Below are 21,482 nucleotides of genomic sequence, written 5' to 3'. Positions count from 1 at the left end.
ACGCTACCGAACGCTGACTTCCTTGACGTCGCGGCTGCGTTCCTTCAGGAGGACGCGGTGGCCACAGTAGGGACACCGAACGCCGCCGTACTCGTCGAGCTGAACGTCGCGTTTACAGCGGGAACACTTGTAGCTCATGCGTAGAGAGTGAGAGACCGTTATTCGTCTTCGGCCAGCGCGGCTCGAATCGAGCGCTGGACGGTGCGACCTGCGGGAGTCTCCGGCCGGTAGGCGCCGCCGGTGAAGACCTCGCCGGTCTCGTCGTTCTTCCAGATGCCGGTGCCGACGCGGGTGACGCTGTCACCGTCGACTTCGGCGTTTTCCATGTCGTCTTCGATCTCGCTGACGCGGCGTCGAGCGACGCGACCGTAGCGTGCGCCAAAACGGCCCGCGCTGCCGACTTCTTGGTTACCCATAGTACCGCTATCTATCGGTACTGGATTCTTAAACCTGTTGAGTTGCGACTACTCGTCCGCGGCACGCTCGGCGACGGGTCCGGCGAGCAGCTCCCGGAAGACGAGCGCGAGCGCAGCGACCGGGCCGGCCGGGGCCAGCGGTGCCGCGAGCAGCCCGGTTCCGAGTCCCGTCGCCGCGATCGTCGTCTGGAGGGCGAGACCGCTGACCGAGAGCAGCGGGATCGCAGCCAGGATCGCGTCGGGTCGCTCGAGCATGGCTAATTATATCTAATTACACCCGGTCGGATAAGGGACCGACAACCAGCAGCACCTGTCGCTTCTCCGGAGCGACGAAAACGATCGGTTCCGACTGGTTCGGTACTAGTATCTGGGAGTGCGGCTTTGCCGTCGGTCGTGGCTGTACGTCTGAGGCGGCCGATTTGTTCGGTCTCGCGTGCGAATGGAACGGAGAAGCATACGCCGAGCGAAGCGAGGGGTTTCACCGACGGCGAGCCCCGTGGGCGAGCCGTCGGCCTTTTTTATCGAAGTTTTTTGCCGGGGTTGAGGCTGACGCCAATGGCGTCAGCCGATGCCCTCGGTAAAGAAGTTCGCTGTACAGAGCGCGTATCGCTCGCCACCGACCGACCTGAGCCCTTCCGTTTCTCCGTTCAGCCTCTGAAGGATTCCCACTGGGTGAGTTTATGCTATCGTCCCTCATAGTAGTCGAGGAGAAGTCGTCTATGACAGCACCTCCAAGAAGTGAAGCGAACAAAGCGATCGTCGATCGCTGGGTTGCCGAGTACTGGGACGAACGGAACCCGGACATCGTCGACGAACTCGCTGCAGACGACATGCTGCTCCGGTACCCGCTTGGTGGCGAGTCACGGGGGCACGAGGAGATCAAAACCCGGATTATCGGGTTCGACGGGCTGTTTCCGGACTACAACTGCGAGCTGACTGCTGAGTTGATCGCTGAGGGCGATCGCGTGGTCGCCCTCTGGGAAGCGGAGGGAACGCACACCGGCCCCGCCTGGGAACTGCCGATCGGTGTCCTCCCTGCGGGGTCCGGAAGAACGATACGATACACCGGTATTGCGGTGTACCGCGTACGGGACGGCAAGATCATCGAAGAGTATGGGGAGGGGGATTACCTGGGAGTGGTACGACAACTCGGTCTCGTTGATCCATAGAGCGACAGGACCTTTCGTTCACTCCCGAACGAGGACACGAGAAGCGTTACCGCTCCCGTTCTCGAGGGCGACACGATCGAACGGTCAGCGAAGGGCAGCATATCGCCCATCATCTACCGTCTGCCCGTAGAAACAGCTATATCGCCGTTCGGTATGTTAGCACACATATGGCCGGTGGATTACAGATAAAGTCACTTCTTTCACCCGACGTAACGAATACGTTCGATAACGGGAAGGTCGAAGGAGTCGAGTTCGAGGACGGCACCTTTTGGGTAACCACGTTAGAGCCGGGATACAAGTTTTCCAGAGACAACGCACCCGATCTGGAAACCGAGAACTGTCCGTGGCCACACCGTCTCTACATGCTATCCGGTCAGTTGACTGTCGAGATGGAGGACGGAACGCGCGAAACACTCAGACAGGGCGATGTCGCCTTACTCCCACCGGGGCACGACGCATGGGTAGAGGGGGACGAGGAAGTCGTGTTCTTCGAAGAAGAACAACCCATCCCCGACGAATAGGTCTCCTCTGGCACGCCGGTTCTGGAGGGGTACCGGAGTCCGTGCTACACTCGCCGCTGCTCAACCCGCAGGTTTCCCGGTCGGTTGATCGACGCAGTCGAAACAGACGATATCGGGTTACGGTCTCTATAGTAGCCGCTGAAAGTCAGTGCGCACCCGATCGCACGACGGCTATGCGATCGGTGGGCAAGCAGTTTCAGTTGTTGCTATAGCCGCTATATTCAGCACGCTTCTCTTGACAGCTATCGGAGGAACGGATTGTTGCGCTGATACCCGCTTGCTCCGTACGTCCTACGAGTTTCACTGAAATTCCGAGTCGGCGAGCACGTCGTTGAGGTCGTCTCGGATCCGCTCGCCGAGTTCCCGATTGGGTGCCGTCGTGACGACGCGATTCTCCTGGACGCTCGAGCCGTCCCTGATGAGCATGCGGACGTTGCCGCCGTCGTCGGCGCGGGTGACTTTCGCCCGGAGTCCGGACTGCGAGCCCTTCCCGCCCGCGTCGATCGGGCCCGGAATCACCTTCTTGACGTGGGGGTGGCCCGCGACGGTCTGGATCGCGCGCATTCCCGTGCGACCGCCGATCAGCGTCGAGTGGCTGCCGCCGATCTTCTCGGCCGGCGGGGTCTCGACGACCTCGAGGGCTCGGTTGCCTCGGCGCTCGAGGGTCGCCTCCACCGGATCGTCGGCGTCGCCGTCGACGCGATAGAAGGGGTAGTGGACCTCGCGTCGAACGGCACGGATCACCTCCCGGCACCCGCTGGCGTACACCTCCTCGGGGCGCTTGCGACGGATCTCGTCGGCGAGCAGCCCCGCGAAGTTTCGCAGTTCGACGACCCCGTTCTCGCCGTCCTCGGGCGTGGTTGTGACCGTCGTCTCCGCGATGACGGGATCGTCGGCGTCCTCGCCGGCCAGCATCGTCAGCGTCGCCCGCTCGCGGGTCGCCTCGAGTACGATCGCCTCGGTGTTCTCGGCCCGGCAGACCAGACAGAAGTCGCCGGGTTTCTCGAGGGCCGAGCCGCAGTGGCGACACTCCATACTGCCGATTCGAGAGACCGGTGTAAAACGCCCCTGTTTTTCCTCGGACTACGGAGAGCCCATCTCGTCGGCGAGCTTGGTCCCGCAGGCCCGACAGTACCGCGACCCCTCGACGACCACGGCCTCGCAGTTCGGACATGCGAGCCCGGAGCCGTCGACGGATGCGGTCTCGACGTCGGTGCCACACGAAGGACAGTACGCGGCGTCCTCGGAGACGTCGGCGCCGCAGTCCGGACAGCGCTCCCGTCCCTCCCAGAGCACCTGCCGACGTGATCGGGAGATGTAGTTGTACGCGCCCCAGAGGACGTTTCCGATCCCCATCGTCCACCAGATCGTCAGGATCGCGACGAGGATGTGGGAGGCGACGGAGCCGAACTCCCGGTCGACCATCACGACTCGGTCCCGACCTTCGTCCTCGATTTTCCATCCCTGCGCCACGAGGTCGTCGATCTCCCGCTGCAGGCGTTCGCTTCGCATGCTCGAGGTAGGAGTCGAGCGAGCAAAAGGCTGTCAGGCCCGATCAGTGTGGGTCGCCAGGGAGACGGCGTCGAGGCGAATCAGCCCAGGTCGACGGGATCGACCTTCAGGTACTCCCGGGCGACGACCGTCGCGTACGACCCCTTCGGCAGCGCAAAGGAGAGGGTCAGCGGATCGCGCTCGAGCCCCAGCTCCGTTCGGACGAGGATCGCCCGACGGGTCCCCGTCGAGTGGAACTCGCCCGGCAGGTCGAAGTCGCCGGGCTCGAGCCCCAGCTTCTCGAGCACGTCGCGTTCGATCTCGCCCTGCTCGCCGTCGGCCAGTTCGGAGTCGGTGCCGACCAGCGGTGCGGTGACGAACGCCCGCCCGCGTTCGCAGTGGCGGGTGACGGAGTCGACCCGTCGTTCGTCGACGCGCTGGAGCCGGTCGGTGTCGGGCAGCTCGAGGCCGTCCGGAGCGTCCGAGTCCGAGAAACAGACGACGTCGCCCGCGACGGGTCGATCGAACGGGAGCCCGCGCTCGAGGCGCTCGCTCAGCATCCGGTTGAACGCGTAGGACTGGGCCGCGTGGACGAACAGCCGCTGGAGGTTCGAGGGGACGCGCTCGAGGGCCGCCCGGAACTCCTCGGGACCCGGCTCGTCCTCGCACTCGGCCAGCGCGTGACACATCGAGCGCTCGTAGCGCAGGCGGTTGGGGATGCGCTCGAGGGCTTCCTGCCAGTCGCGGGTTTCCTCGACGAACGCTCGTGCCTCCTGGGTTCCCTCGGGCTCCGCGTCGGTCGGGTTCCCCAGATAGGCCATCACCGCACCCTCCCAGTTCCTGCGGACGATCTCGAGGCCCACCTTGTGGGTGACCGGGCGTCGACTGCCGAAGCGCTGCTGGCCGAAGAAGTTGGGGACGCCAACCGGCGTCGCGTCGCTCCCGTTACCCTCGCGATCGGGCCGTCCGTCCTCGAGCCCGCCGAACTCACGTAACTCGTCGGTGATCACCTCGGCGTTTTCCGGGCGCTCCGGGTCGCCGACGACGACCTCGAAGGCGTTGCCCGCCAAGTCGCCGAACTCGAGGTTTCGTCCCGCTCGGCCGAGCACCTCGAGGTCGGCACCGTCGACGTCGGGCAGGTCCGGGGGCTCGGCGCCGTAGACCGAGAACAGCTGCGTGGTCACGGCGTACTTGTCCTTCGTCCCCGCCCAGTTCACGCGCTCGCGGGAGATCCCCAGTGCGTCCGAAATGCGAGAGGCGAAGTCGTTGGTGTCCCACCCCCGCAGCGTCGCCCGGAAGACGAGGTGGGGGTAGGCGTCGGTCGAGGCCTCGAGGGACTCGGTGTCGAAGCGCTCGAGTTCGCGAACCCGGAACTGGTCGTCCGCGGCGCGGAGGCGGCCGCCGACGCCGTCGGCGTCGCTGACGTAGCAGTCGATTCCGACGGCCTGCTCTGTAGGGTGGGCTGGGCGCATGCTCGTTGCCGTCGGTTCGGACGCCGCGGGTAAATCGGTTCGTTCTCGAGGCCGAGGACTCGGCCGTTGGTGACGTGGCTGACTACAGCGTCACGTCCCACGCGTGGCCACAGCCCGGACACTCGAAGTCCGCCGACACGTCGCCGCTAGCGTAGTTCTTCCCGATCAGCTCTCCCAGCCCGTCGCTGCACTCCGGACACCGAGCGTTCATTTTCGCTCTAGGTACCGAACCAGTGGAGATTAACATCACACCCCATTATTTTGGATTATCTATTATAGAAACAAAAACTACCTGTCGCCATTCGGCCGTTCGGCGACGCCGTCGACGAGGCTCCGGACGTACTCGAGTTCGTCCTCGAGCACCGTGTGGCCGACGCCCTCGTAGATCCGCTTTTCGACGTCGGCCTCGAGCTCCTCGAAGGTCCGCGCGGTCTCCTCGACGCGCTCGACGGGGATATGCGGGTCCTGGTCGCCACAGCCGACGAATACAGAGGTTCCGTCCATCGCGCCGTCGTACTCGCGCGGCGTTCCCTCGGGGCCGATCAGCCCGCCGCTGAGCGCGACGACCCCGCCGTAGCGGTCGGCGTTCCGGGCGGCGTACTCCGTCGCGAGACAACCGCCCTGCGAGAAGCCGAGCAGCACCGTCCGGTCGAGTGGGACGCTCCCGTCGCCGTCGTCGGTCGTCACCTCCTCGAGGACGTCCCCGAGCAGCCCGAGCGCCGACTCGAGGTGGGGCTGGTTCGACTCGAGGTCGGCGAGAAACGAGTTCGGGTACCAGGTTCCCCGCGCCGCCTGCGGCGCGAGGTAGGCGACGTCGTCGCGCCCGATCTCGGCGGCGAGTCCGAGCATCCCTCGTGCCCGGGCGCCGCGTCCGTGGACCAAAATCATCGCCGCCGAGGCGTCCGCGAGGTCGGCGCCGGCCCGTTCGATCGGCTGTCCGCCGTGTGGGTCGTTGCTCATACTCGATCGAGGGCCGCCAGGCGAAAAGGCGTTTCCGAGCCGGCGAAGCGGACGCGCGAACTAGAACAGCGAGAGCTCGCCCGTGACGCGGTCGACGACGTCCTCGTCGCCCGGCCCGACCGCCAGCGCGGTGACGGTGCCCGACTCGAGCTGGGTGTGGCCCGCGTCGCGGATCACGGCACTGGGAAGACCGCGACTCTCCGCGATCTCGGAGAGCTCGTGGAGCTGCCGTTCGCTCTCGCCCTTGAGGACGACCTTCTTCTGTCCCCCTGACTTCCACTGATCGCGGGTTCGCTTGTCGGCTTTCTCGTAGGCCGACAGCGAGGCGTGGGCGACCTGCGCGGCGAGTTTTCCCTGTCCCATGCCGATGTCGGTGCGGGCGACGATGGCCTGTTTCATGCTCGAGCGAACGAGGCCGATCCCTATAGCCGCGGCGAAAGTTCCGGCGCGATCCGAACCGTTTTGGGCCGCTGCTCTGAGGGTCGAACCGTGACGAAGCCATCGACCCCGCTCGCCGACCCCGACGGCTACTTCGCTCGAGCGGACGCGTTCTCCCTTCCGCGTGCGGCCGGGCTCGTCCTCGCGTACTGGCTCGGCTCCCTTGCCGTTGATCTCGGCTGGTGGCTCGCCGGCGACCTCGCTGGCGACCCCGTGACCGTGCTCTCCGTGCTCCAACACCTCGAGGCGACGCTGCTGTACTGGGTCGTGCCGACGATCGTCCTCTACGGGCTCGTTCTCATAGTCGATGCCGACGGCGAACCGGCTGAGACGCTCTCGCTCGCGGCCTGGGGGCTCGTTCCCCTGCTGGTCGGGCTGGCTACCTTCAACCTCGCGCTGGCCGCGCTCGCGACCCTCGGAGTCGATCCGGGCGCGATATCGTCGGATCCCGACTCCCGGCTCTTCGTCCCGCTCGCGCTCCTGGCCTGCGGCTGGGCGGCGTACGTCTGGCGTGGCGGCCTCGCGGTCGGATTCAGCCTCGAGCGCTCGACCGCCACCGTGACCGCCCTGCTGGCGGGCGGGGTCTGTGCTATCATGCTCGTCTTCCCGGCCCTCGTCTGAGAAGCTGGGTCAGTCCGATCCCAAGTCGAACCGTTTACACCTCCACCGTTCGACTCGTCGCGTATGATCCTCTCCGACGCCGATATTCTGAAGCGCCTCGAGGACGGCACCCTCGCTATCGACCCCATCGACGATCCGGAACTGCAGATCCAGCCCGCCAGCGTCGACCTCCGGCTGGGTCGGGAGTTCCTCGAGTTCCAGCGGACGAACATCTCCTGTATCCACCCCGACGCCGAACACGAGGTCGACGAGTACGTCACCGAGACCGTCGTCGACGACGGCGACGACTTCATTCTTCACCCCGGGGACTTCGTGCTGGGGACGACCCACGAGCGCGTCGAGATCCCCGCTGACCTGATCGCCCACGTCGAGGGCCGCTCTTCTTTGGGACGTCTTGCCGTGGTAGTGCATGCCACAGCAGGACTCTGCGACCCCGGGTACCGCGGGCAGATCACCCTCGAGCTGTCGAACCTCGGCACTGCGCCCGTCGCGCTGACGCCCGGAATGCGGATCTCCCAGCTCACCTTCACCGAGCTCAAAACGGCGGCAGAGCGACCCTACGGCAGCGAGCGGGGCTCGAAGTACCAGGACCAGGCCGGCCCGCAGGCCTCGCGCATCCAGAGCGACGACGAGTTCGGCGGCGACCAGCTCGAGCGGGAGGACTGACTACACGCGGTCGGAGACCAGCACTGCGAGGACGATCCCGACGGCCGCACCCGCGGCGACCGACGAGCTGAGATCGAAGTGTAGCAGGTACGCCGACAGCGCGGTGCCGATCACGAAGCCAATGCTGAACCCGGCGAACCCCCCGGTCAGCCGGCGCTGGCGTGGCGGGGTCGACTCGGCGAGCCCGGTCGCGACGCTCGCGACCGCGATGGCGCCGGCCAGCGCGCCGACGGGAAGGCCGACGAGCAGTCCCACGCCGATCAGCTCGCGAGCGAGCTCGCCGACGGCGACGCTGACGATGAAAAACGTCGCGACGCCGGAGCCGATCACGAGCCCGATGGATTGGTCGCTCATCAGCAGAGGGTTTCGTCGAGAGCGGGATAAATCGTCCGCGACGTCGGCGGCGATTTGTACGTTCGGCAGCTACGATACTCATGGGAGAGAGTGTCCTCGTCCCCGTCGACCGATCGGCGCGGTCGGACCGCGCCCTCGAGTACGCTATCGAATCGTTTCCGGACGCAGAACTCACCGCGTTGCACGTGATCAACCCCTCGAGCTACTGGTACGGCGATACGGACGGCTACATCTACAACGACGAGATCGAGACGTGGCTCCGCGGTCAGGGGAAGGCGGTGCTCGAGGAGGCAGAGGAGACGGCGGCCGAGTACGACCGCGAGATACGAACGGAGCTGAAGCTGGGATCGCCGGCACGGACCATAACGGAGTATGCGACCGCCCACGACGTCGACCACATCGTCCTCGGCAGCCACGGCCGGGACGGCGTCAGTCGGATCCTCCTCGGCAGCGTGGCGGAAACCGTCGCCCGACGCGCACCGGTTCCCGTGACGATCATCCGCTAGCTCCCCCGCGGGACCCAGAAGTTATTTCCGCGGCGTGCGTCTGCTCATCTACGAAATGCAATTCGTCGAAGAGATCGTCGTCGACGAGTTCCTGCCGACCTTCCGCTCGCTGCTGGCCGGCGAGCTCCGGGAGCGGGGGCTCACGCAGAGTGAAGTCGCGGCGGTGCTCGGCATCAGCCAGAGCGCCGTCTCGAAGTACGCCCACGGGGACGTGACCGTCAACGACCGCATCGCCGACGACGAGCGCGTCACCGCCCTCGTCGACGAGCTCGGCGAGGGGCTCGCCAGCGGCGATATGGCGCCGGTGCAGGCGCTGATCGAGACCGAGGTGTTGATCCGCGAACTCGAGAGCGGGAGCGACCTGCTCGCCCAGCTCCACGAGGAGGCCGTCCCCGAGCTGGCCGACCACGGCACGAGCTTTCGGATCCACGATCCCGAGAGCGAACTCCGGACCAGCGAGCGGGTGCTGTCCTCGCTGCGGCGCGGGCTGCGGCTCCTCGAGAACGCCAGCGGGTTCGCGACCCTGATCCCGGCGGTCGGCTCGAACCTCGTCGCCTGCACGCCCGACGCCGCGGACGTCGACGACGTCGCCGGCGTCCCGGGCCGGATCTTCGACGTGAAGGGACGGACGACGGTGCCCACGAGCCCCGAGTTCGGCGTCTCCGAGCACGTCGCGACGGTGTTGCTCTCGGCGCGTCGCCACGGCGCCGACGCCTCGGCGGCGATCAACGTCGCCTACGATCCCGACCTGCTCGAGGAGCTCGCCGACCAGGGCCACGTCACCGCCGAGTTCGACGAATCGAGCGACGTCGACGAGAGCGTCGGCGCGGCCATCGACGAGCAGCCCGACGCGACGGTGCTCTACCAGACCGGCGGGATGGGGATCGAACCGCTGATCTACGTGCTCGGGCCCGACGCGGAGTCGGTTGCCGACAGCGTTCGACGGCTCCTCTAACATGTCGGCGAGCACGAGCGGCGAGACCGCACAGGAGTTCTACGGCCGCTGGGCGCGCCTCTACGATCTGATCGCGCGCCGAACGCCCGGCATTCCGGCCCTCCGTCAGCGGGCCGCGGCCGCCTGCCGGCTCGAGCGTGGCGACACCGTCGTCGAAATGGGCTGTGGGACGGGCGCGAACCTCCCCTATCTGCGCGAGCAGGTCGGCCCCGAGGGAACGGTCGTCGGGATCGACTTCACGGGACCGATTCTCGAGCGGGCGCGCGATCTGACGGCCGAGTACGACAACGTCCACGTCGCCCGCGGCGACGCGACCCAACCGCCTGTCGACGAGGACGTCGACGCCGTCCTCGCGACGTTCGTCGTCGGCATGCTCGAGGATCCCGCGGGGGCGGTCGACGACTGGTGTGACCTCGTCGGTCCCGAGGGCCACGTCGTGCTCGCCAACGCCGCCCGGAGCGACGAGTGGTACGCCCCGCCGGTCAACACCGTCTTCCGGGCGATCGTCGTCCTCTCGACGCCGCCGACGACGAAGCTGCGCTACGAGAACGACCCCCACCTGCGACTCGACTCGAAGATCGACGCGGCCCACGCCCGGCTCCGGGAGCGTTCGCGGGCGGTCGCCGACGAGAGCCACGTCTTCGGGGTCGTTCGACTGACGGGCGGGAGAATCGGACCCTAGGTCCGGGCTTCGAGCCCCTCGTACTCGCGGATCCGTTCGCGAACGTCCTCGTCGATCGGCGCCGGTTTCCCGGTCTCGCCGTCGGTGTGGACCATCACGGTCTCGGCGGTCGCCGCGACCTCGCCGTCGACCCGGATCTCGTAGGCCATCGTACAGCTCGTCTCGCCCAGCTCGGTCACCCACAGCGCGACGACGGGCTCGTCGCCGTACTCGATCGGTCGTCGGTAGGAGAGTTCGAGGTTCGCGATCACGAACGACAGCTCCCGCAGGCGCTGGTCCAGCACTTTTTCGATGTAGTCGATCCGGACCGACTCGAGGTAGCTCGCGTAGACGGCGTGGTTGACGTGGTTCAGCGGGTCGAGGTCGCGAAACCGGACCGGGACCTCCCTGATAAACTTCTCACTCATTGTGCGTTTTCCAGGACGGTTGGACAAAAGTAGGCTCCGGTTCCGGTCCTGACCGTCGATCGCGGCTCGAGACGCCGCCGACGACGAGAACATCCTCGGTCGATCCCGGGAGCAGGCCGCAGATAGAAGGACTTAGGCGTTCCACTCTGGTATCGGATTCAGTATGGATTCGGTTTCCGAGGGGGACGGGCCGCTCCGTCGTCGGATACGACAGCAGGAGGTCGTCGCCGAGCTCGGCCAGCGGGCGCTCGAGACGGACGATATCGATCGGCTGCTCGAGGAGACCTCGAGCGTCGTCGCCGAGACCCTCGGGGTCGAGTACGCGAAGGTGCTCGAACTCCGTTCCGGGGACGACGCGCTCGCGCTCAGAGCGGGCGTCGGCTGGCAGGAAGGACTGGTCGGTTCGGCGGCGGTCCCCACGGATACCGGCTCGCAGGCAGGGTACACGCTGCTGTCCGAGGAGCCGGTCGTCGTCGACGATCTCGACGGCGAGGATCGCTTTTCGGGCCCCGACCTGCTCGTCGACCACGGCGTCGTCAGCGGGATCAGCGTCGTCATCGGCTCGCCCGAGGAGCCGTGGGGAATTCTCGGCGTCCACGCGACCGAGAAGCGCGCATTCACCCCCCACGACGGGAACTTCGTCAAGAGCGTTGCGAACGTGCTGGCATCGGCAATCGAAAGCGAGCAGCGCCGCGACGAACTCGAGGAGATTCACGGGCGGATCTCGGACGCCTTCTTCGCGCTCGACGAGGACTGGGAGTTTACCTACCTCAACGACCGCGCCGAGGAACTGATCAACCCCGAGAACCGCGAACTCATCGGACACAGCATCTGGGACGTGTTCCCGGCGGCGACGCGATACGCGTTCGAATCCCGCTACGAGCGGGCAGTGGCCGACGATGAGGCGGTCACGTTCGAGGAGTACTACCCCGAGCCGCTGGACGGCTGGTTCGAGGTTCGAGCGTACCCCTCCGAGACGGAGCTGTCGGTGTACTTCCGGGACGTCACCGACCGCGAGAAGCGCGAGCGAGAACTCGAGCTGTTCCGACGCCTGGTCGATCACTCCAACGATGGCATGTTCGTTATCGATCCCGAGTCGGGACGGTTCCTGGACGTCAACGAGACGGCCTGTCGGCGCCTCGAGTACGATCGGGCGGAACTGCTCGAGCGATCGGTCCCCGATATCGAGACCGAACTGCCCGACCACGACGCCTGGAGGTCGTTTCTCGAGGAGCTGCGGACCCGAAGCGAGACGACATTCGAGGGAGCGCACGTCCGTGCGGACGGGAGCACGTTCCCGGTCGAGGTCAACGTCAGCCACGTCGAGCTGGACCGCGAGTACGTGTTCGCGATCGCCCGCGACGTGACCGAGCGCCGACGGCGCGAACGCGACCTCGAGCGCTCCGAGCGACGGTACCGGACGCTCGCCGAGTGCTTCCCGAACGGGATCGTCGCGCTGTTCGACGACGACCTCGAGTTCACGCTGGCGGCGGGACGCGCGTTCGAGGACCTGCCGATGGACGCGAACGAACTCGAGGGCAGACACGTCCGGGAGATCGGCGACGGAACCGTCGCCGACGCGCTGGAGCCGAGCCTGCGGGCGACGCTCGAGGGAGCGGAGAACACGATCGAACTCGAGTACGCGGATCGGAGCTGGCGGGTTCACACGGTTCCGGTGACCGACGAGAGCGAGAGCGTCGTCGTCGGCATGGCGATGGCACAGGATGTCACCGAGCAGAACGCACGCGAGCGCTCACTCCGGGAGGCCAAATCACAGCTCGAGGCCGCGACCGACGCCGGCGCGGTCGGTACCTGGGAGTGGCAGATCCCGGAGGACCGGTTCGTCACGGGCACCTCGTTCGCCCGGCAGTTCGGGGTCGATCCCGACGCGGCCCGGGAGGGAGTTTCGCTCGAGGCGTTCCTCGCCTCGATCCACGGGGCCGATCGCGAACGGGTCGAACGAAAGATCGAGGCGACTATCGAGAGCTGTGGCGAGTACGAGGCGGAGTACCGCGTGCGAAACGCCGACGGCGAGTTCCGGTGGGTCGTCGCCCGCGGACACGTCGAGTGTGACGCCGACGGGAACCCGGCCACGTTCCCCGGCGCACTGATCGACATCACGAGACGAAAGCGGGCCGAGCGAAAGCTCGAGGAGCAACGGCGCCAGCTCGAGACGCTGTTCGAGGTGTTGCCCGTCGGCGTCGTCGTCGCAGAGACTGACGGGCGCCTGGTCGAGGCCAACGACGCCGCCGCGGAGATCTGGGGCGGCGACGTCTTCGACGCCGAAACCGTCGCCGACTACGAGCGCTACGACGGCTGGTGGGCCGACACCGGCGAGCCGATCGAACCCGAGGAGTGGCCGATGAGCCGCGTCCTCGAGGGCGAGACCGTCCTCGAACCGGACGTCGTCGAGATCGAGACGGCCAACGGGGACCGACGCACGGTGATGATCCACGGGATGCCGATCAGAGACGAGAACGGCGAGGTCGTCCGCGGCGTGCTCACGCAGACCGACGTCACCGAACGCAGGGAGTACCGGCGCAGGCTCGAGGAGAGCGAACAGCGCTACCGGACGCTCGTCGAAAACTTTCCGAACGGCGTCGTCGCGCTGTTCGACGACGACCTGCGGTACACGGCCGCCGGCGGCAGCCTCATCGCGAATCTCGGTATCGATCGGGAGAGCGCGGTCGGAAAGACGATCTACGAGCGGTATCCCGAGGAGCTCGTCGAGACCGTCAAGCCGTACTTCGAGGGGGCACTCGAGGGCGAGGAGAACACCTTCGAGGTGAGCTACGCCGGGCGGGAGCTGTGGGCGCACACGATTCCCGTCAGAACGACCGGAGCGACCCGACAGGGGATGCTCGTCGTCCAGGACGTAACCGAACGCAGGGAGTACCAGCGTCGACTCGAGGCGTCGAACGAGCGCCTCGAGCAGTTCGCTTACGCCGCCAGCCACGACCTGCAGGAGCCGCTGCGGATGATTACCAGCTACCTCGGGTTGATCGAGAGTCGGTACGCGGACGTCCTCGACGAGGACGGCAAGGAGTTCCTCGAGTTCGCCGTCGACGGCGCCGAACGGATGCGGGCGATGATCGACGGTCTCCTCGAGTACTCCCGCGTCGAAACCCAGGGGGATCCGTTCGAACCCGTCGAGCTAGACGAGGCCCTCGAGGACGCTCTCACCGATCTTCGGCTCCGGGTCGAGGAGAGCGACGCCGAGATCACGATCGACTCGCTGCCCCGGATCGAGGGCGACGAGGATCAGCTTCGGCAGGTGTTCCAGAACCTCCTCGAGAACGCGATCACCTACAGCGGCGACGAGCCACCGCGGATCCACGTCGAAGCCGAGCGAACGGACTCGGGGTGGAAGATCGACATCCACGACGAGGGGATCGGGATCGATTCCGACGAGCAGGCGCGCGTCTTCGAGGTCTTCCAGCGCTTGCACAGCCACGACGAACACGGTGGGACGGGGATCGGACTCGCGCTGTGTCGACGCATCATCGAGCGTCACGACGGCGAGATCGCGGTCGACTCCGAGCCAGGTGAGGGATCGACATTTACGATCCGTCTGCCCGAAGAGCGCGATCGGTAGTCGGCTACGGCCGCCCGTACCGCCGTGTGTGGCCGGAACAGAACTCGGGCTCGCGGAGCTGGGCCGCGATCAGGTCCTCGTGGTAGTGGGCGTTGAACAGCCGACACCCCTCGCGGTCACAGAAGGCCTCGCCGGTCTCGAGGACGTGGTACGCCTGCAGGACGTACCCCTTCAGCGCGTCGGTCGTCCGGGGGTCGTCCTCGATCAGGAAGTCGCCCTCGACGCGGTTCTCGAGAACCTCCCGTGGTGGGGCGTCGCCCGACAGCAGCGAGTGTCGTTGCTTCTCCTTGTAGTACTCTTCGGGCTTGGCAGGCGCTTCGTAGAGCCCCGGCACCGACACCAGCGCCGGCTGCCCGAGGACGTTCACCCGTTTGTGCCAGCGCCCGTCGTGGTCGCCCCAGGTACCGATCGCCCGATCGAGGAGGGCGACGTGTAGCGTCTCGAGCCCGCGCTCCTCGGACGGGAGTGCGCTGTTCAACGCTCGCTGGACCTGTCGGCCGTCGTAGAGGACGCCTCCCTCGCGCTCGGGGTGCTCGAGGGCGCGTTCCTCGTAGCGGATCGTCCCCAGCATGGTGTTCCCGGTCTCGCGGTCGTACGGCGAGGGAACCCGTGCTTCGGCGAACCGCTCGCCGAGGTCGTCTGTCCGGTGAACCTCGAGGAACCGATCCCGGACCGAAACCGTCGCCTCGACGCGAGGCTCGAGCCAGTCGGCGATCTCGGCCGCGTCGGCGACCGTCGTCGGCGCCCGATAACACAGGATCTGCTCGACCATGTATTACCTAGTCGTACCACGGGTGAATCAGTTACGGTCTCGCGGTCGCCGACCGATTTATGTCATCCTCGTTCGTTCACTACGGTAAACATGTTTCCGCCGGTGTTCTCCAGCGAGTCGATCCTCACCGACGAGGTGAACCCGCTCACGCGGGCGTACCACGACGCGGTCGTCTACGACGAGGTCGACGCCGAGGACCCCCTCTACGAGGGACCGCTCGTTGTCCACGCCAACGGCTGGCTCGAACTCGAGGGCGATCGCTTGCTCTCGCCGAGCGCGGTCCACCATGTCGATATCTACGACGACGAGCGACCGCCCGCTGAGACCGACGCCCGCGACGCGGGCGACGATCGGCGAACCGGACGGTTCGGTCCCTGGTAGCCGTCTCGAGCGCTCGAACTCGCACTCGCGTCAGCCGTCCAGAAACGACGGCTCTACCGCCTCCTCCGCTTCGGTCTCCCGCCAGGTGTGCTCGGGCTCCCAGCCGAGTTCCTCGCGGGCTTTCGCCGTCGCAAACGCCGACTCCTCGCCCTCGAGCGTACAGTCCGTGGGCAGATCGCCGTAGACGTCCTCGATCGTCTCCGCGGTCGGTCGGCCGAGGTAGTTCTCCGCCGCGACGGCGAGGTACGCTTCGTGGCCCTCGACATCGGTCGCGAGCGCGGCCTCGACCAGCGAGACCAGATCGCGGACGTCGACGTACGACCAGAAGTTCCCGCTTCCCTGATCTCCGGGTTCGACCGTTTCGGGGTCGAACGCCTCTCTGACGCGGGCCAGTTGCTGACTGCCGGGATAGCTCACCCACGCGGGGCGCAGCGAGGTCACCGGCACGTCGAACGCCCGGACCGCGCGCTCGGCAATCACCTCGCCGACGAGCTTCGAGGTGCCGTAGGGGTCCTCCGGACGTTGGGGGTGGTCCTCGTCGATCGGCAGGTAGTCGGGCAGGGAGGGAGTCGCCGCGAAGGGCATCCCGTAGGTGCTCTCGCTCGAGGTCCAGACCACCTCCGCACCCGCCAGTCCGGCGGCCTCGAGGGCGTGGTAGGTGCTCACCACGTTCGTCTCGAAGGTCTCGCCGCCGGCACGGATCCCCATCGCCGGGACTCCAGCGCAGTGGACGACGGCGTCGGGATCGGGGTCGCGGATCAGCTCCCTGGCGACGCCCTGTTCCGTCAGATCTCCCGCGAGGAAGGTGGCGTTCTCGCGCTCGCCGGACGGACGCTCGAGGTCGACACCGAGCACCTCGTGGCCTGCGCTCGCGAGGCTTTCGACGACCCAGCTCCCGATCCCGCCGGTTGCACCGGTGACGACGAGTTTCATGCCCGAAGGCTGCGGCGGGCCGACGAAAACAGTGTGGATTTCGGCGATCGATCACTCGAGGTCGTCCGTCAGGTCCTCGAAATCGGGGCTCCCGGTTGCGCCGAGGATCCACCAGCTACAGAGGGTCGCCACGAGCATGCCCGCTCCGAACAGAGTGGAGCTACCGAACCCCACGATGAACGGCAGGAGCATCGCGGCGAGACCGAGCAGAATACCGACGGTGGCGACAACTAGCCCGACGATCCGTTTGAAAAATCGGTGTAGCTCGCGTCGCAGGGCGATCCGGATTGCGGTTACGCCGTCGCGGTCGTCTTCCATACGACGGCCGACAGCCGGACGTCGTATCAATTCAGTGATTATCGCTACCCGTGGTGGGAGTCGACTGCGACGTCAGTCGTCCGCTGGTGCGGCGCGCGACGTAATGTCGACGGGGTCGGCGTCGACCTCGAGTTCGTCGAGTGCCTCCTGGGCGGCGCGCTTGCCCGAGACGAGCATGGCGCCGAAGGTCGGCCCCATCCGCGGGAGGCCGTAGGTCGTCGCGGTCGCCATCCCGGTCGCGATCAGGCCGTCGTGGACGAGGCCGGTGTGTTCGACGACGGCGTCCTCGCTCTTGCCGACCCACATCGAGTCGTGGCCGGGCGAGTCGTGGCCGGGGGCGCCGTAGCTGTCGTCGTCGGTCTGGTCCATCCCCGTGGCGCTGGCCTCGGCGTCGCCGATACCCGGCGCGTCGAGGACGCCGCGCTCGTCGAGTTTCTTGACGGCCATCGCGTCGTGGCCCGTCGCGTCGATGACGAGGTCGGCCTCGACGGCGATCGGGTCGACGCAGGTGATCTCCCGAGGGAGAGCGTGGACCGGCGTCCAGTTCATCACGATCCCCGAGACCTTGTGGTCCTCGCGGATGACGATGTCCGTGAACTCGGTCATGTTCTGCATCTTCGCGCCCGCGTCACAGGCGGCCTTGATCAGCCCCGAACAGGCCTCGGGGCCGTTCGCGACGTACAGCCCCTCGCTGTCGGCCGACTGCTTGTAGGAGACGTCGAGCTCCTCGAGGATGTTCTGTGCGGGGTCACGCACCGTCACCTTGTTCATCAGGAAGCCGCCGAGCCAGAACCCGCCGCCGAGGTAGTTGTTCTTCTCGACGACCATCGTTTTCACGCCGCGCTCGGAGAGCTCCTTGGCCGCGGTCAGCCCCGAGGGGCCGCCGCCGACGATGATGACGTCCGAGTCCGAGAAGTCCATGAACTCCTCGGTCCACTCCTGGCCGATTGCCCGTGTTACGTCCGCTTCACCGACGTCGCTGAACTGATCGAACTCGCTCATACAACTAGGTGGTAACAGTGGGTAGTGAAAAGTGTGTCGCGATACATCGGATCGCTAACTCGAATCCGTACCCTCAAGACCCGCGGCTGCAAACGACCGACTCGATGCACCGCCGCGCGTTCCTGGCCGTCGCCACCTCGCTGTCGGTGTCGGGCTGTCTCGAGTACTTCACCGAGGACGCCGAGGAGATCACCGAACCCGCCGACGTCGAGATCGTCTGGGACGACCTCGTGCGCGACGACCCGGGCACCGACGAGGAACGCGTCTACGTCTGGGGCGTCGTCAGGAACGCGGGCGAGCGAACGCTGTCGTACATCGAGATCCGAGTGACGTTCTTCGACGAGGACGGCGAAGAGCTCGAGAGCGTCATCGAGAACGTTGAGGAGGACGTCGCCGAGGGCGAGGAGTGGCCGTTCGACGCGGAGTTCCCCCACTTCGGCGAGGAGGCCGCTGCAGTCGACAGCTACGAGCTCGAGCCGGCGACGGGTGTCTGACGTGCTCGAGCCGACCACAGGGAGGTGCCGACGGCTGCACACGACGCTCGCGGGACGTCGCGATCACCCACACCCAACGTTGCCATGACCGACCAGGACGAAGGCGTCACCACGCTCGCCAGACAGGGGAGTATCACGTTCGCCGGAAACGTGATCAACGGCGCAATGGGGTTCGCGATCGTCATGCTGATGACGCGGTTCGTCAGTCCCTCCGTCTACGGGCTGTTCGTGCTGGCGACGTCGGTCATCCTGTTCATGCAGGTCTTTGCCAACCTCGGGCTCCCGCTCGCGATCGACTACTTCGTCCCCCAGTACCTCGACGACGACGAGTACGGGAAGGCCAAGGGCGTGATCGTCCAGGTGACCGCGACGGTACTCGTAACGTCGTCGCTGGTCGCGCTCGCGCTCGCGCTCAGCGCCGCCGCCTTCGCCGAGTTCTTCGAGGAGCCGGCGCTGCGGGTCGGGCTCCTGCTCCTCTCGGTGACGATCCCGATGCTGGCGATCTACAACGTCCTGTTGACCTCCTACTACAGCATCAAGAAACTCCAGTACCGGGTGATCATGCGGGACCTGGTTCGCCCGATCGTTCGGTTTATCGCCACCGCCGGGCTGTTGCTCGCGGGGTTCGGACTGCTCGGGCTCGTCGCCGGCTACATCGTCGGGCTGTTCGTCGCGATCACGGTCGGCGCCGCCGTCTTCACCTACAAGGCCTGGGACCTGCTCTCGAGGGAACTCGAGCTGGTCGCCCCCGGTCCGCTGGTGAAGTACTCGGTCCCGCTGGCGATGACCAGCGTCGTCTTCGTCCTGATGGGCCACGTCGACTACTTCGTGCTCGGCTTCTTCCTCGACTCCGACGACGTCGGGATCTACCGGGTCGGCTACATGCTCGGCTCGGGGCTGATGATCATCTTCAACTCGCTGTCGCCCGTGTTCAAACCCCTGATCGCCGAGAGCCGAGACGATATCGACCTCGTCGAACAGCGGTTCCGAATTATGGCCCGCTGGATCGCCGGCATCACGCTGCCGATCGCCATCTTCCTCTCGCTCGGCGCGAGTTCCTTCCTCGCGGTGCTGTACACGCCCCAGTACGCCGAGGCGACCGCCGTCGTCGCCCTCCTGGCTGCCGCGTTCCTCTTCAACGTCACCTTCGGCGGCCCCGACGGCTCGCTCCTGCAGGGCCTTGGCTACTCCCGGTTCGTCTTCGCCAACACCCTCGTCCTCTTCGGCGTCAACCTCCTCGTCTCGTTCACGCTCGTGCCGTTTCTCGGGATGGAGGGCGCCGCGATCGGCTCGGCAACCGCGCTCTTTCTCGTCGGCGGGCTCACGCTCGCGGAGATCTACTACCTCGACGGGATCCACCCGTTCACCCGGGACTTCGCGAAGATCGTCGGCGCCGGCGTTCCGGCGGCCATCGCCGGTGCACCGATCGTCTACGTCCTCGAGTCGGATCTCCTGACCGTCGTCATCCTGCCGATCGTCGTGGTCGCCATCTACGCGGGAACGCTCGTCCTCACGGACGCCTTCACCGACGACGACGCCCGCATGGCCGCAGAGTTCAGCCCGACGCTGCGCAAGTGGCTCCCCGTCGGCGGCTCGAGCTAGGGATCGAGCACCTCGCCTTCGTCGGCAGCGCTCGAGCCGACCTGGGTCTCTCGATGCTCGCCCGCCTCGTCGATGACGCCCTCGGTCCAGGTGCCGAGCCGGAACCAGAGTACGGCGACGACGAACGAGGCCACCATCCCGAACGAGAACGCCCACCAGATCCCCGCGACGCCAAGGTCGATCGCGGCGACCGTCGGAATCGTCACGCCGACGAACGGGACCGTCACGGCCGCGAAGGCCAACACCAGCGCGACCGGAACCCGGAAGATCCACCGCGAGAGGAACGAAAGCACCATCGCCTCACGGGTGTTGCCGGCGCCCCGGAACGCCCCCTGGAGGACCATCACGCCGGCGAACAGCGCCCAGAACGGCGCCATGATTCGGAGAAAGAGAACGCCCTCGGCGATCACGTCGGGGTCGGCGACGAAGACCCGCATCGCCTGTGCGGGGAAGGCGACGAGAACCGCCGCAACCGCGAAGATCAACAGCATGGTCCCCGCGGTCGCGACCCGGGCGACGGCTGCGGCCCGGTCGGGGGTCCCCGCCCCGAGGTTCTGCCCGACTCCAGTTGCGGTCGCGTTGCCGACCGCGCCGGCGACGGCCCACGTCACCGACATGAACCGGACGCCGATCCCGTACGCTGCGGTCGGGGCAGCCCCGAAGCGGGCGACGAAACCGGCCATCGCGACTGAGGCGAAACTGCGCGCCCAGCCGTCGATCGTCGCCGGGTAGCCGATGTCGACCAGCTGGCGTTGGATTGCGAGGTCGGGGGCCAGGTCTCCGACCCGGAGTCGAACGCCGAACCGCCCGTCGAGCAGGATGGCAATCCCGGCGACGGTGGCGAACGCGCGGGCGATGAACGTCGCGACGGCCGCACCTCGAGTCCCCATCTCGGGGAACGGTCCCCAGCCGAGGATGAAGAACGGGTCGAGGACGACGTTGAGCCCGGCCGAGATCAGCACGAGCCACATCGCCGTCTTCGTGTCGCCGGCGCCCTGCAGCGACGAGCGGAACGCGAAGAACAGGAAGGTAAGCGGCAGCGCGAGGAAGATGACCTCGATGTAGGCCAGCGCCTCGACGAACACCTGATCGCGGGCGCCGATCAGGACGAGCAGCGGCCGCCGGAAGTAGAGACCGACCGCTGCGAGCGCCGTCGAGACGGCCAGCGCGAGCAGGATCGTCTGGGCAACGACCCGGTCGGCCATCCGGTCGTCGTCGGCGCCGACGTACTGGGAGACCAGCGCGATGGTCGCCGCCGTCAGTCCCATCGCCGTCGAGACGAACATCCACGAGAGCGGAAACATCAGCGAGACGGCGGCGACCGCCTCGCTGCTCACGCGGCCGACCCAGAACATATCCGCCAGATTGTAGAATGTCTGCAGGAGGTTGCCGAGCACGAGCGGCCAGGCTAGGTGGAGCAGCTTCGGCGGGATCGATCCCGCCGTCATATCAACGCGTTTCCGCTCGGATTCCGGCTCTGCCACGGCGCTTTCGGTGCCTTCTCGCTCCGGAGCGGAAAAGGGCTCGACTCCCCGGCCCAGTTGCCGGCTCTCGAGTGTCCCGAGTCGCGCTCGCCGCGGCCGACCCGACTGCATGGACCTCACGCACGCGCGAGCGCAGACGCCCGCGTAACGCACGCACACCCGCGCTGTCTGCCGTTTTTGCCGAAAGCGTTATCAGAGACTCAGTCGTACCGAGCGACCATGACGACGACTCGTTTCCCGGAC

27 protein-coding genes are annotated in these 21,482 nt (G+C 66.7%); 11 read left to right on the top strand and 16 right to left on the bottom strand.

From position 1 onward, the window contains the following. Positions 1-3: 3 nt before the first annotated feature. The 3 genes from C491_RS03420 to C491_RS03410 are packed head-to-tail and all read right to left on the bottom strand — an operon-like array spanning position 4 to position 671. Positions 4-138 carry a DNA-directed RNA polymerase subunit P gene (locus C491_RS03420; protein WP_005553800.1) on the bottom strand — a complete coding sequence of 45 codons (135 nt, stop codon included), beginning with the start codon at positions 136-138 and terminating at the stop codon, positions 4-6. A 20-nt stretch (positions 139-158) separates the two neighbouring features. Then, positions 159-416 (bottom strand): eL43 family ribosomal protein, encoded by a 258-nt coding sequence (locus tag C491_RS03415; RefSeq protein ID WP_005553799.1) that lies wholly within the window; start codon positions 414-416, stop codon positions 159-161. Between the two features lie 48 nt (positions 417-464). Continuing rightward, a complete protein-coding gene (locus tag C491_RS03410) occupies positions 465-671 on the bottom strand; it encodes a hypothetical protein (RefSeq protein WP_005553798.1) in 207 nt (68 codons plus the stop codon). Between the two features lie 425 nt (positions 672-1,096). Between C491_RS03410 and C491_RS03405 the strand changes: the two genes are divergently transcribed. Beyond that, positions 1,097-1,585: an ester cyclase gene (locus C491_RS03405; RefSeq protein WP_152421274.1), complete on the top strand. Its 489-nt coding sequence runs from the start codon at positions 1,097-1,099 to the stop codon at positions 1,583-1,585. A 167-nt stretch (positions 1,586-1,752) separates the two neighbouring features. Beyond that, positions 1,753-2,106: a cupin domain-containing protein gene (locus C491_RS03400; protein WP_005553796.1), complete on the top strand. Its 354-nt coding sequence runs from the start codon at positions 1,753-1,755 to the stop codon at positions 2,104-2,106. Between the two features lie 300 nt (positions 2,107-2,406). Here the strand turns inward: C491_RS03400 and C491_RS03395 are convergent, their stop codons facing one another. The 6 genes from C491_RS03395 to pth2 form a co-directional block, all read right to left on the bottom strand. Continuing rightward, the gene (locus C491_RS03395) at positions 2,407-3,141 is read right to left on the bottom strand and encodes a DUF2103 domain-containing protein (RefSeq protein ID WP_005553795.1); all 735 of its coding nucleotides are present in this window, start codon (positions 3,139-3,141) and stop codon (positions 2,407-2,409) included. 48 nt (positions 3,142-3,189) lie between these two features. After that, entirely contained in the window at positions 3,190-3,618 is a 429-nt protein-coding gene (locus C491_RS03390; RefSeq protein ID WP_005553794.1) for a zinc ribbon domain-containing protein, read from the bottom strand. A gap of 80 nt (positions 3,619-3,698) precedes the next feature. Next, positions 3,699-5,069: a tRNA pseudouridine(13) synthase TruD gene (gene truD / locus C491_RS03385; protein ID WP_005553793.1), complete on the bottom strand. Its 1,371-nt coding sequence runs from the start codon at positions 5,067-5,069 to the stop codon at positions 3,699-3,701. 82 nt (positions 5,070-5,151) lie between these two features. Beyond that, positions 5,152-5,280, bottom strand: coding sequence for a hypothetical protein (locus tag C491_RS23945; protein ID WP_005553792.1), 129 nt, complete (start codon positions 5,278-5,280; stop codon positions 5,152-5,154). 77 nt (positions 5,281-5,357) lie between these two features. Further along, positions 5,358-6,029: an alpha/beta hydrolase gene (locus C491_RS03380; RefSeq protein ID WP_005553791.1), complete on the bottom strand. Its 672-nt coding sequence runs from the start codon at positions 6,027-6,029 to the stop codon at positions 5,358-5,360. A 60-nt stretch (positions 6,030-6,089) separates the two neighbouring features. Beyond that, entirely contained in the window at positions 6,090-6,428 is a 339-nt protein-coding gene (gene pth2 / locus C491_RS03375) for a peptidyl-tRNA hydrolase Pth2 (protein WP_005553789.1), read from the bottom strand. Between the two features lie 90 nt (positions 6,429-6,518). Between pth2 and C491_RS03370 the strand changes: the two genes are divergently transcribed. Further along, a complete protein-coding gene (locus C491_RS03370) occupies positions 6,519-7,088 on the top strand; it encodes a YIP1 family protein (protein ID WP_005553787.1) in 570 nt (189 codons plus the stop codon). Between the two features lie 63 nt (positions 7,089-7,151). Next, entirely contained in the window at positions 7,152-7,754 is a 603-nt protein-coding gene (gene dcd, locus C491_RS03365; RefSeq protein WP_005553786.1) for a dCTP deaminase, read from the top strand. On the opposite strand, the gene C491_RS03360 is transcribed toward dcd, so the two are convergent. Beyond that, the gene (locus C491_RS03360; RefSeq protein WP_005553784.1) at positions 7,755-8,108 is read right to left on the bottom strand and encodes a hypothetical protein; all 354 of its coding nucleotides are present in this window, start codon (positions 8,106-8,108) and stop codon (positions 7,755-7,757) included. A gap of 80 nt (positions 8,109-8,188) precedes the next feature. On the opposite strand from C491_RS03360, the gene C491_RS03355 reads away from it, so the two are divergent. Genes C491_RS03355 through C491_RS03345 form a run of 3 tightly spaced genes read left to right on the top strand, consistent with a single transcriptional unit; the run spans position 8,189 to position 10,251 of the window. Further along, positions 8,189-8,614, top strand: a complete 426-nt coding sequence (locus C491_RS03355; RefSeq protein ID WP_005553782.1) for a universal stress protein — start codon at positions 8,189-8,191, stop codon at positions 8,612-8,614. A 55-nt stretch (positions 8,615-8,669) separates the two neighbouring features. Then, a complete protein-coding gene (locus C491_RS03350; protein WP_005553780.1) occupies positions 8,670-9,569 on the top strand; it encodes a thiamine-phosphate synthase family protein in 900 nt (299 codons plus the stop codon). A 1-nt stretch (position 9,570) separates the two neighbouring features. After that, positions 9,571-10,251, top strand: a complete 681-nt coding sequence (locus tag C491_RS03345; protein ID WP_005553778.1) for a class I SAM-dependent methyltransferase — start codon at positions 9,571-9,573, stop codon at positions 10,249-10,251. On the opposite strand, the gene C491_RS03340 is transcribed toward C491_RS03345, so the two are convergent. Next, complete coding sequence (locus tag C491_RS03340) at positions 10,248-10,658, bottom strand: acyl-CoA thioesterase (protein WP_005553777.1); 411 nt, start codon at positions 10,656-10,658, stop codon at positions 10,248-10,250. The two genes, C491_RS03345 and C491_RS03340, sit on opposite strands and share 4 nt — an antisense overlap. A gap of 163 nt (positions 10,659-10,821) precedes the next feature. Here C491_RS03340 and C491_RS03335 point away from each other — a divergent pair, with 163 nt between their 5' ends. Beyond that, entirely contained in the window at positions 10,822-14,253 is a 3,432-nt protein-coding gene (locus tag C491_RS03335; RefSeq protein WP_005553776.1) for a PAS domain S-box protein, read from the top strand. 4 nt (positions 14,254-14,257) lie between these two features. On the opposite strand, the gene C491_RS03330 is transcribed toward C491_RS03335, so the two are convergent. Continuing rightward, on the bottom strand, positions 14,258-15,025 hold the full coding sequence (locus tag C491_RS03330) for a DUF7001 family protein (protein WP_005553775.1): 768 nt from the start codon (positions 15,023-15,025) through the stop codon (positions 14,258-14,260). A 90-nt stretch (positions 15,026-15,115) separates the two neighbouring features. On the opposite strand from C491_RS03330, the gene C491_RS03325 reads away from it, so the two are divergent. Further along, a complete protein-coding gene (locus C491_RS03325) occupies positions 15,116-15,406 on the top strand; it encodes a hypothetical protein (protein WP_005553774.1) in 291 nt (96 codons plus the stop codon). Positions 15,407-15,436: 30 nt separating this feature from the next. On the opposite strand, the gene C491_RS03320 is transcribed toward C491_RS03325, so the two are convergent. From C491_RS03320 to C491_RS03310, 3 genes are all read right to left on the bottom strand, one after another. Beyond that, positions 15,437-16,339: an NAD-dependent epimerase/dehydratase family protein gene (locus C491_RS03320; protein WP_005553772.1), complete on the bottom strand. Its 903-nt coding sequence runs from the start codon at positions 16,337-16,339 to the stop codon at positions 15,437-15,439. Positions 16,340-16,390: 51 nt separating this feature from the next. Next, the gene (locus C491_RS03315) at positions 16,391-16,657 is read right to left on the bottom strand and encodes a hypothetical protein (RefSeq protein ID WP_005553771.1); all 267 of its coding nucleotides are present in this window, start codon (positions 16,655-16,657) and stop codon (positions 16,391-16,393) included. Positions 16,658-16,729: 72 nt separating this feature from the next. Beyond that, positions 16,730-17,659 carry a sulfide-dependent adenosine diphosphate thiazole synthase gene (locus C491_RS03310; RefSeq protein WP_005553770.1) on the bottom strand — a complete coding sequence of 310 codons (930 nt, stop codon included), beginning with the start codon at positions 17,657-17,659 and terminating at the stop codon, positions 16,730-16,732. A gap of 104 nt (positions 17,660-17,763) precedes the next feature. Here C491_RS03310 and C491_RS03305 point away from each other — a divergent pair, with 104 nt between their 5' ends. Next, the gene (locus C491_RS03305; RefSeq protein WP_005553769.1) at positions 17,764-18,153 is read left to right on the top strand and encodes an FxLYD domain-containing protein; all 390 of its coding nucleotides are present in this window, start codon (positions 17,764-17,766) and stop codon (positions 18,151-18,153) included. A gap of 84 nt (positions 18,154-18,237) precedes the next feature. Further along, positions 18,238-19,755: an oligosaccharide flippase family protein gene (locus tag C491_RS03300; protein WP_005553768.1), complete on the top strand. Its 1,518-nt coding sequence runs from the start codon at positions 18,238-18,240 to the stop codon at positions 19,753-19,755. Here the strand turns inward: C491_RS03300 and C491_RS03295 are convergent. Continuing rightward, a complete protein-coding gene (locus C491_RS03295) occupies positions 19,752-21,203 on the bottom strand; it encodes an MATE family efflux transporter (protein WP_005553767.1) in 1,452 nt (483 codons plus the stop codon). The genes C491_RS03300 and C491_RS03295 overlap by 4 nt on opposite strands. Positions 21,204-21,482: the final 279 nt, after the last annotated feature.

It is taken from the genome of Natronococcus amylolyticus DSM 10524 (assembly GCF_000337675.1).
Taxonomy (GTDB): Archaea; Halobacteriota; Halobacteria; order Halobacteriales; family Natrialbaceae; genus Natronococcus; species Natronococcus amylolyticus.
Note: the sequence above shows the minus strand (reverse complement) of the source record. Positions and strands in the feature narration are given on the sequence as shown.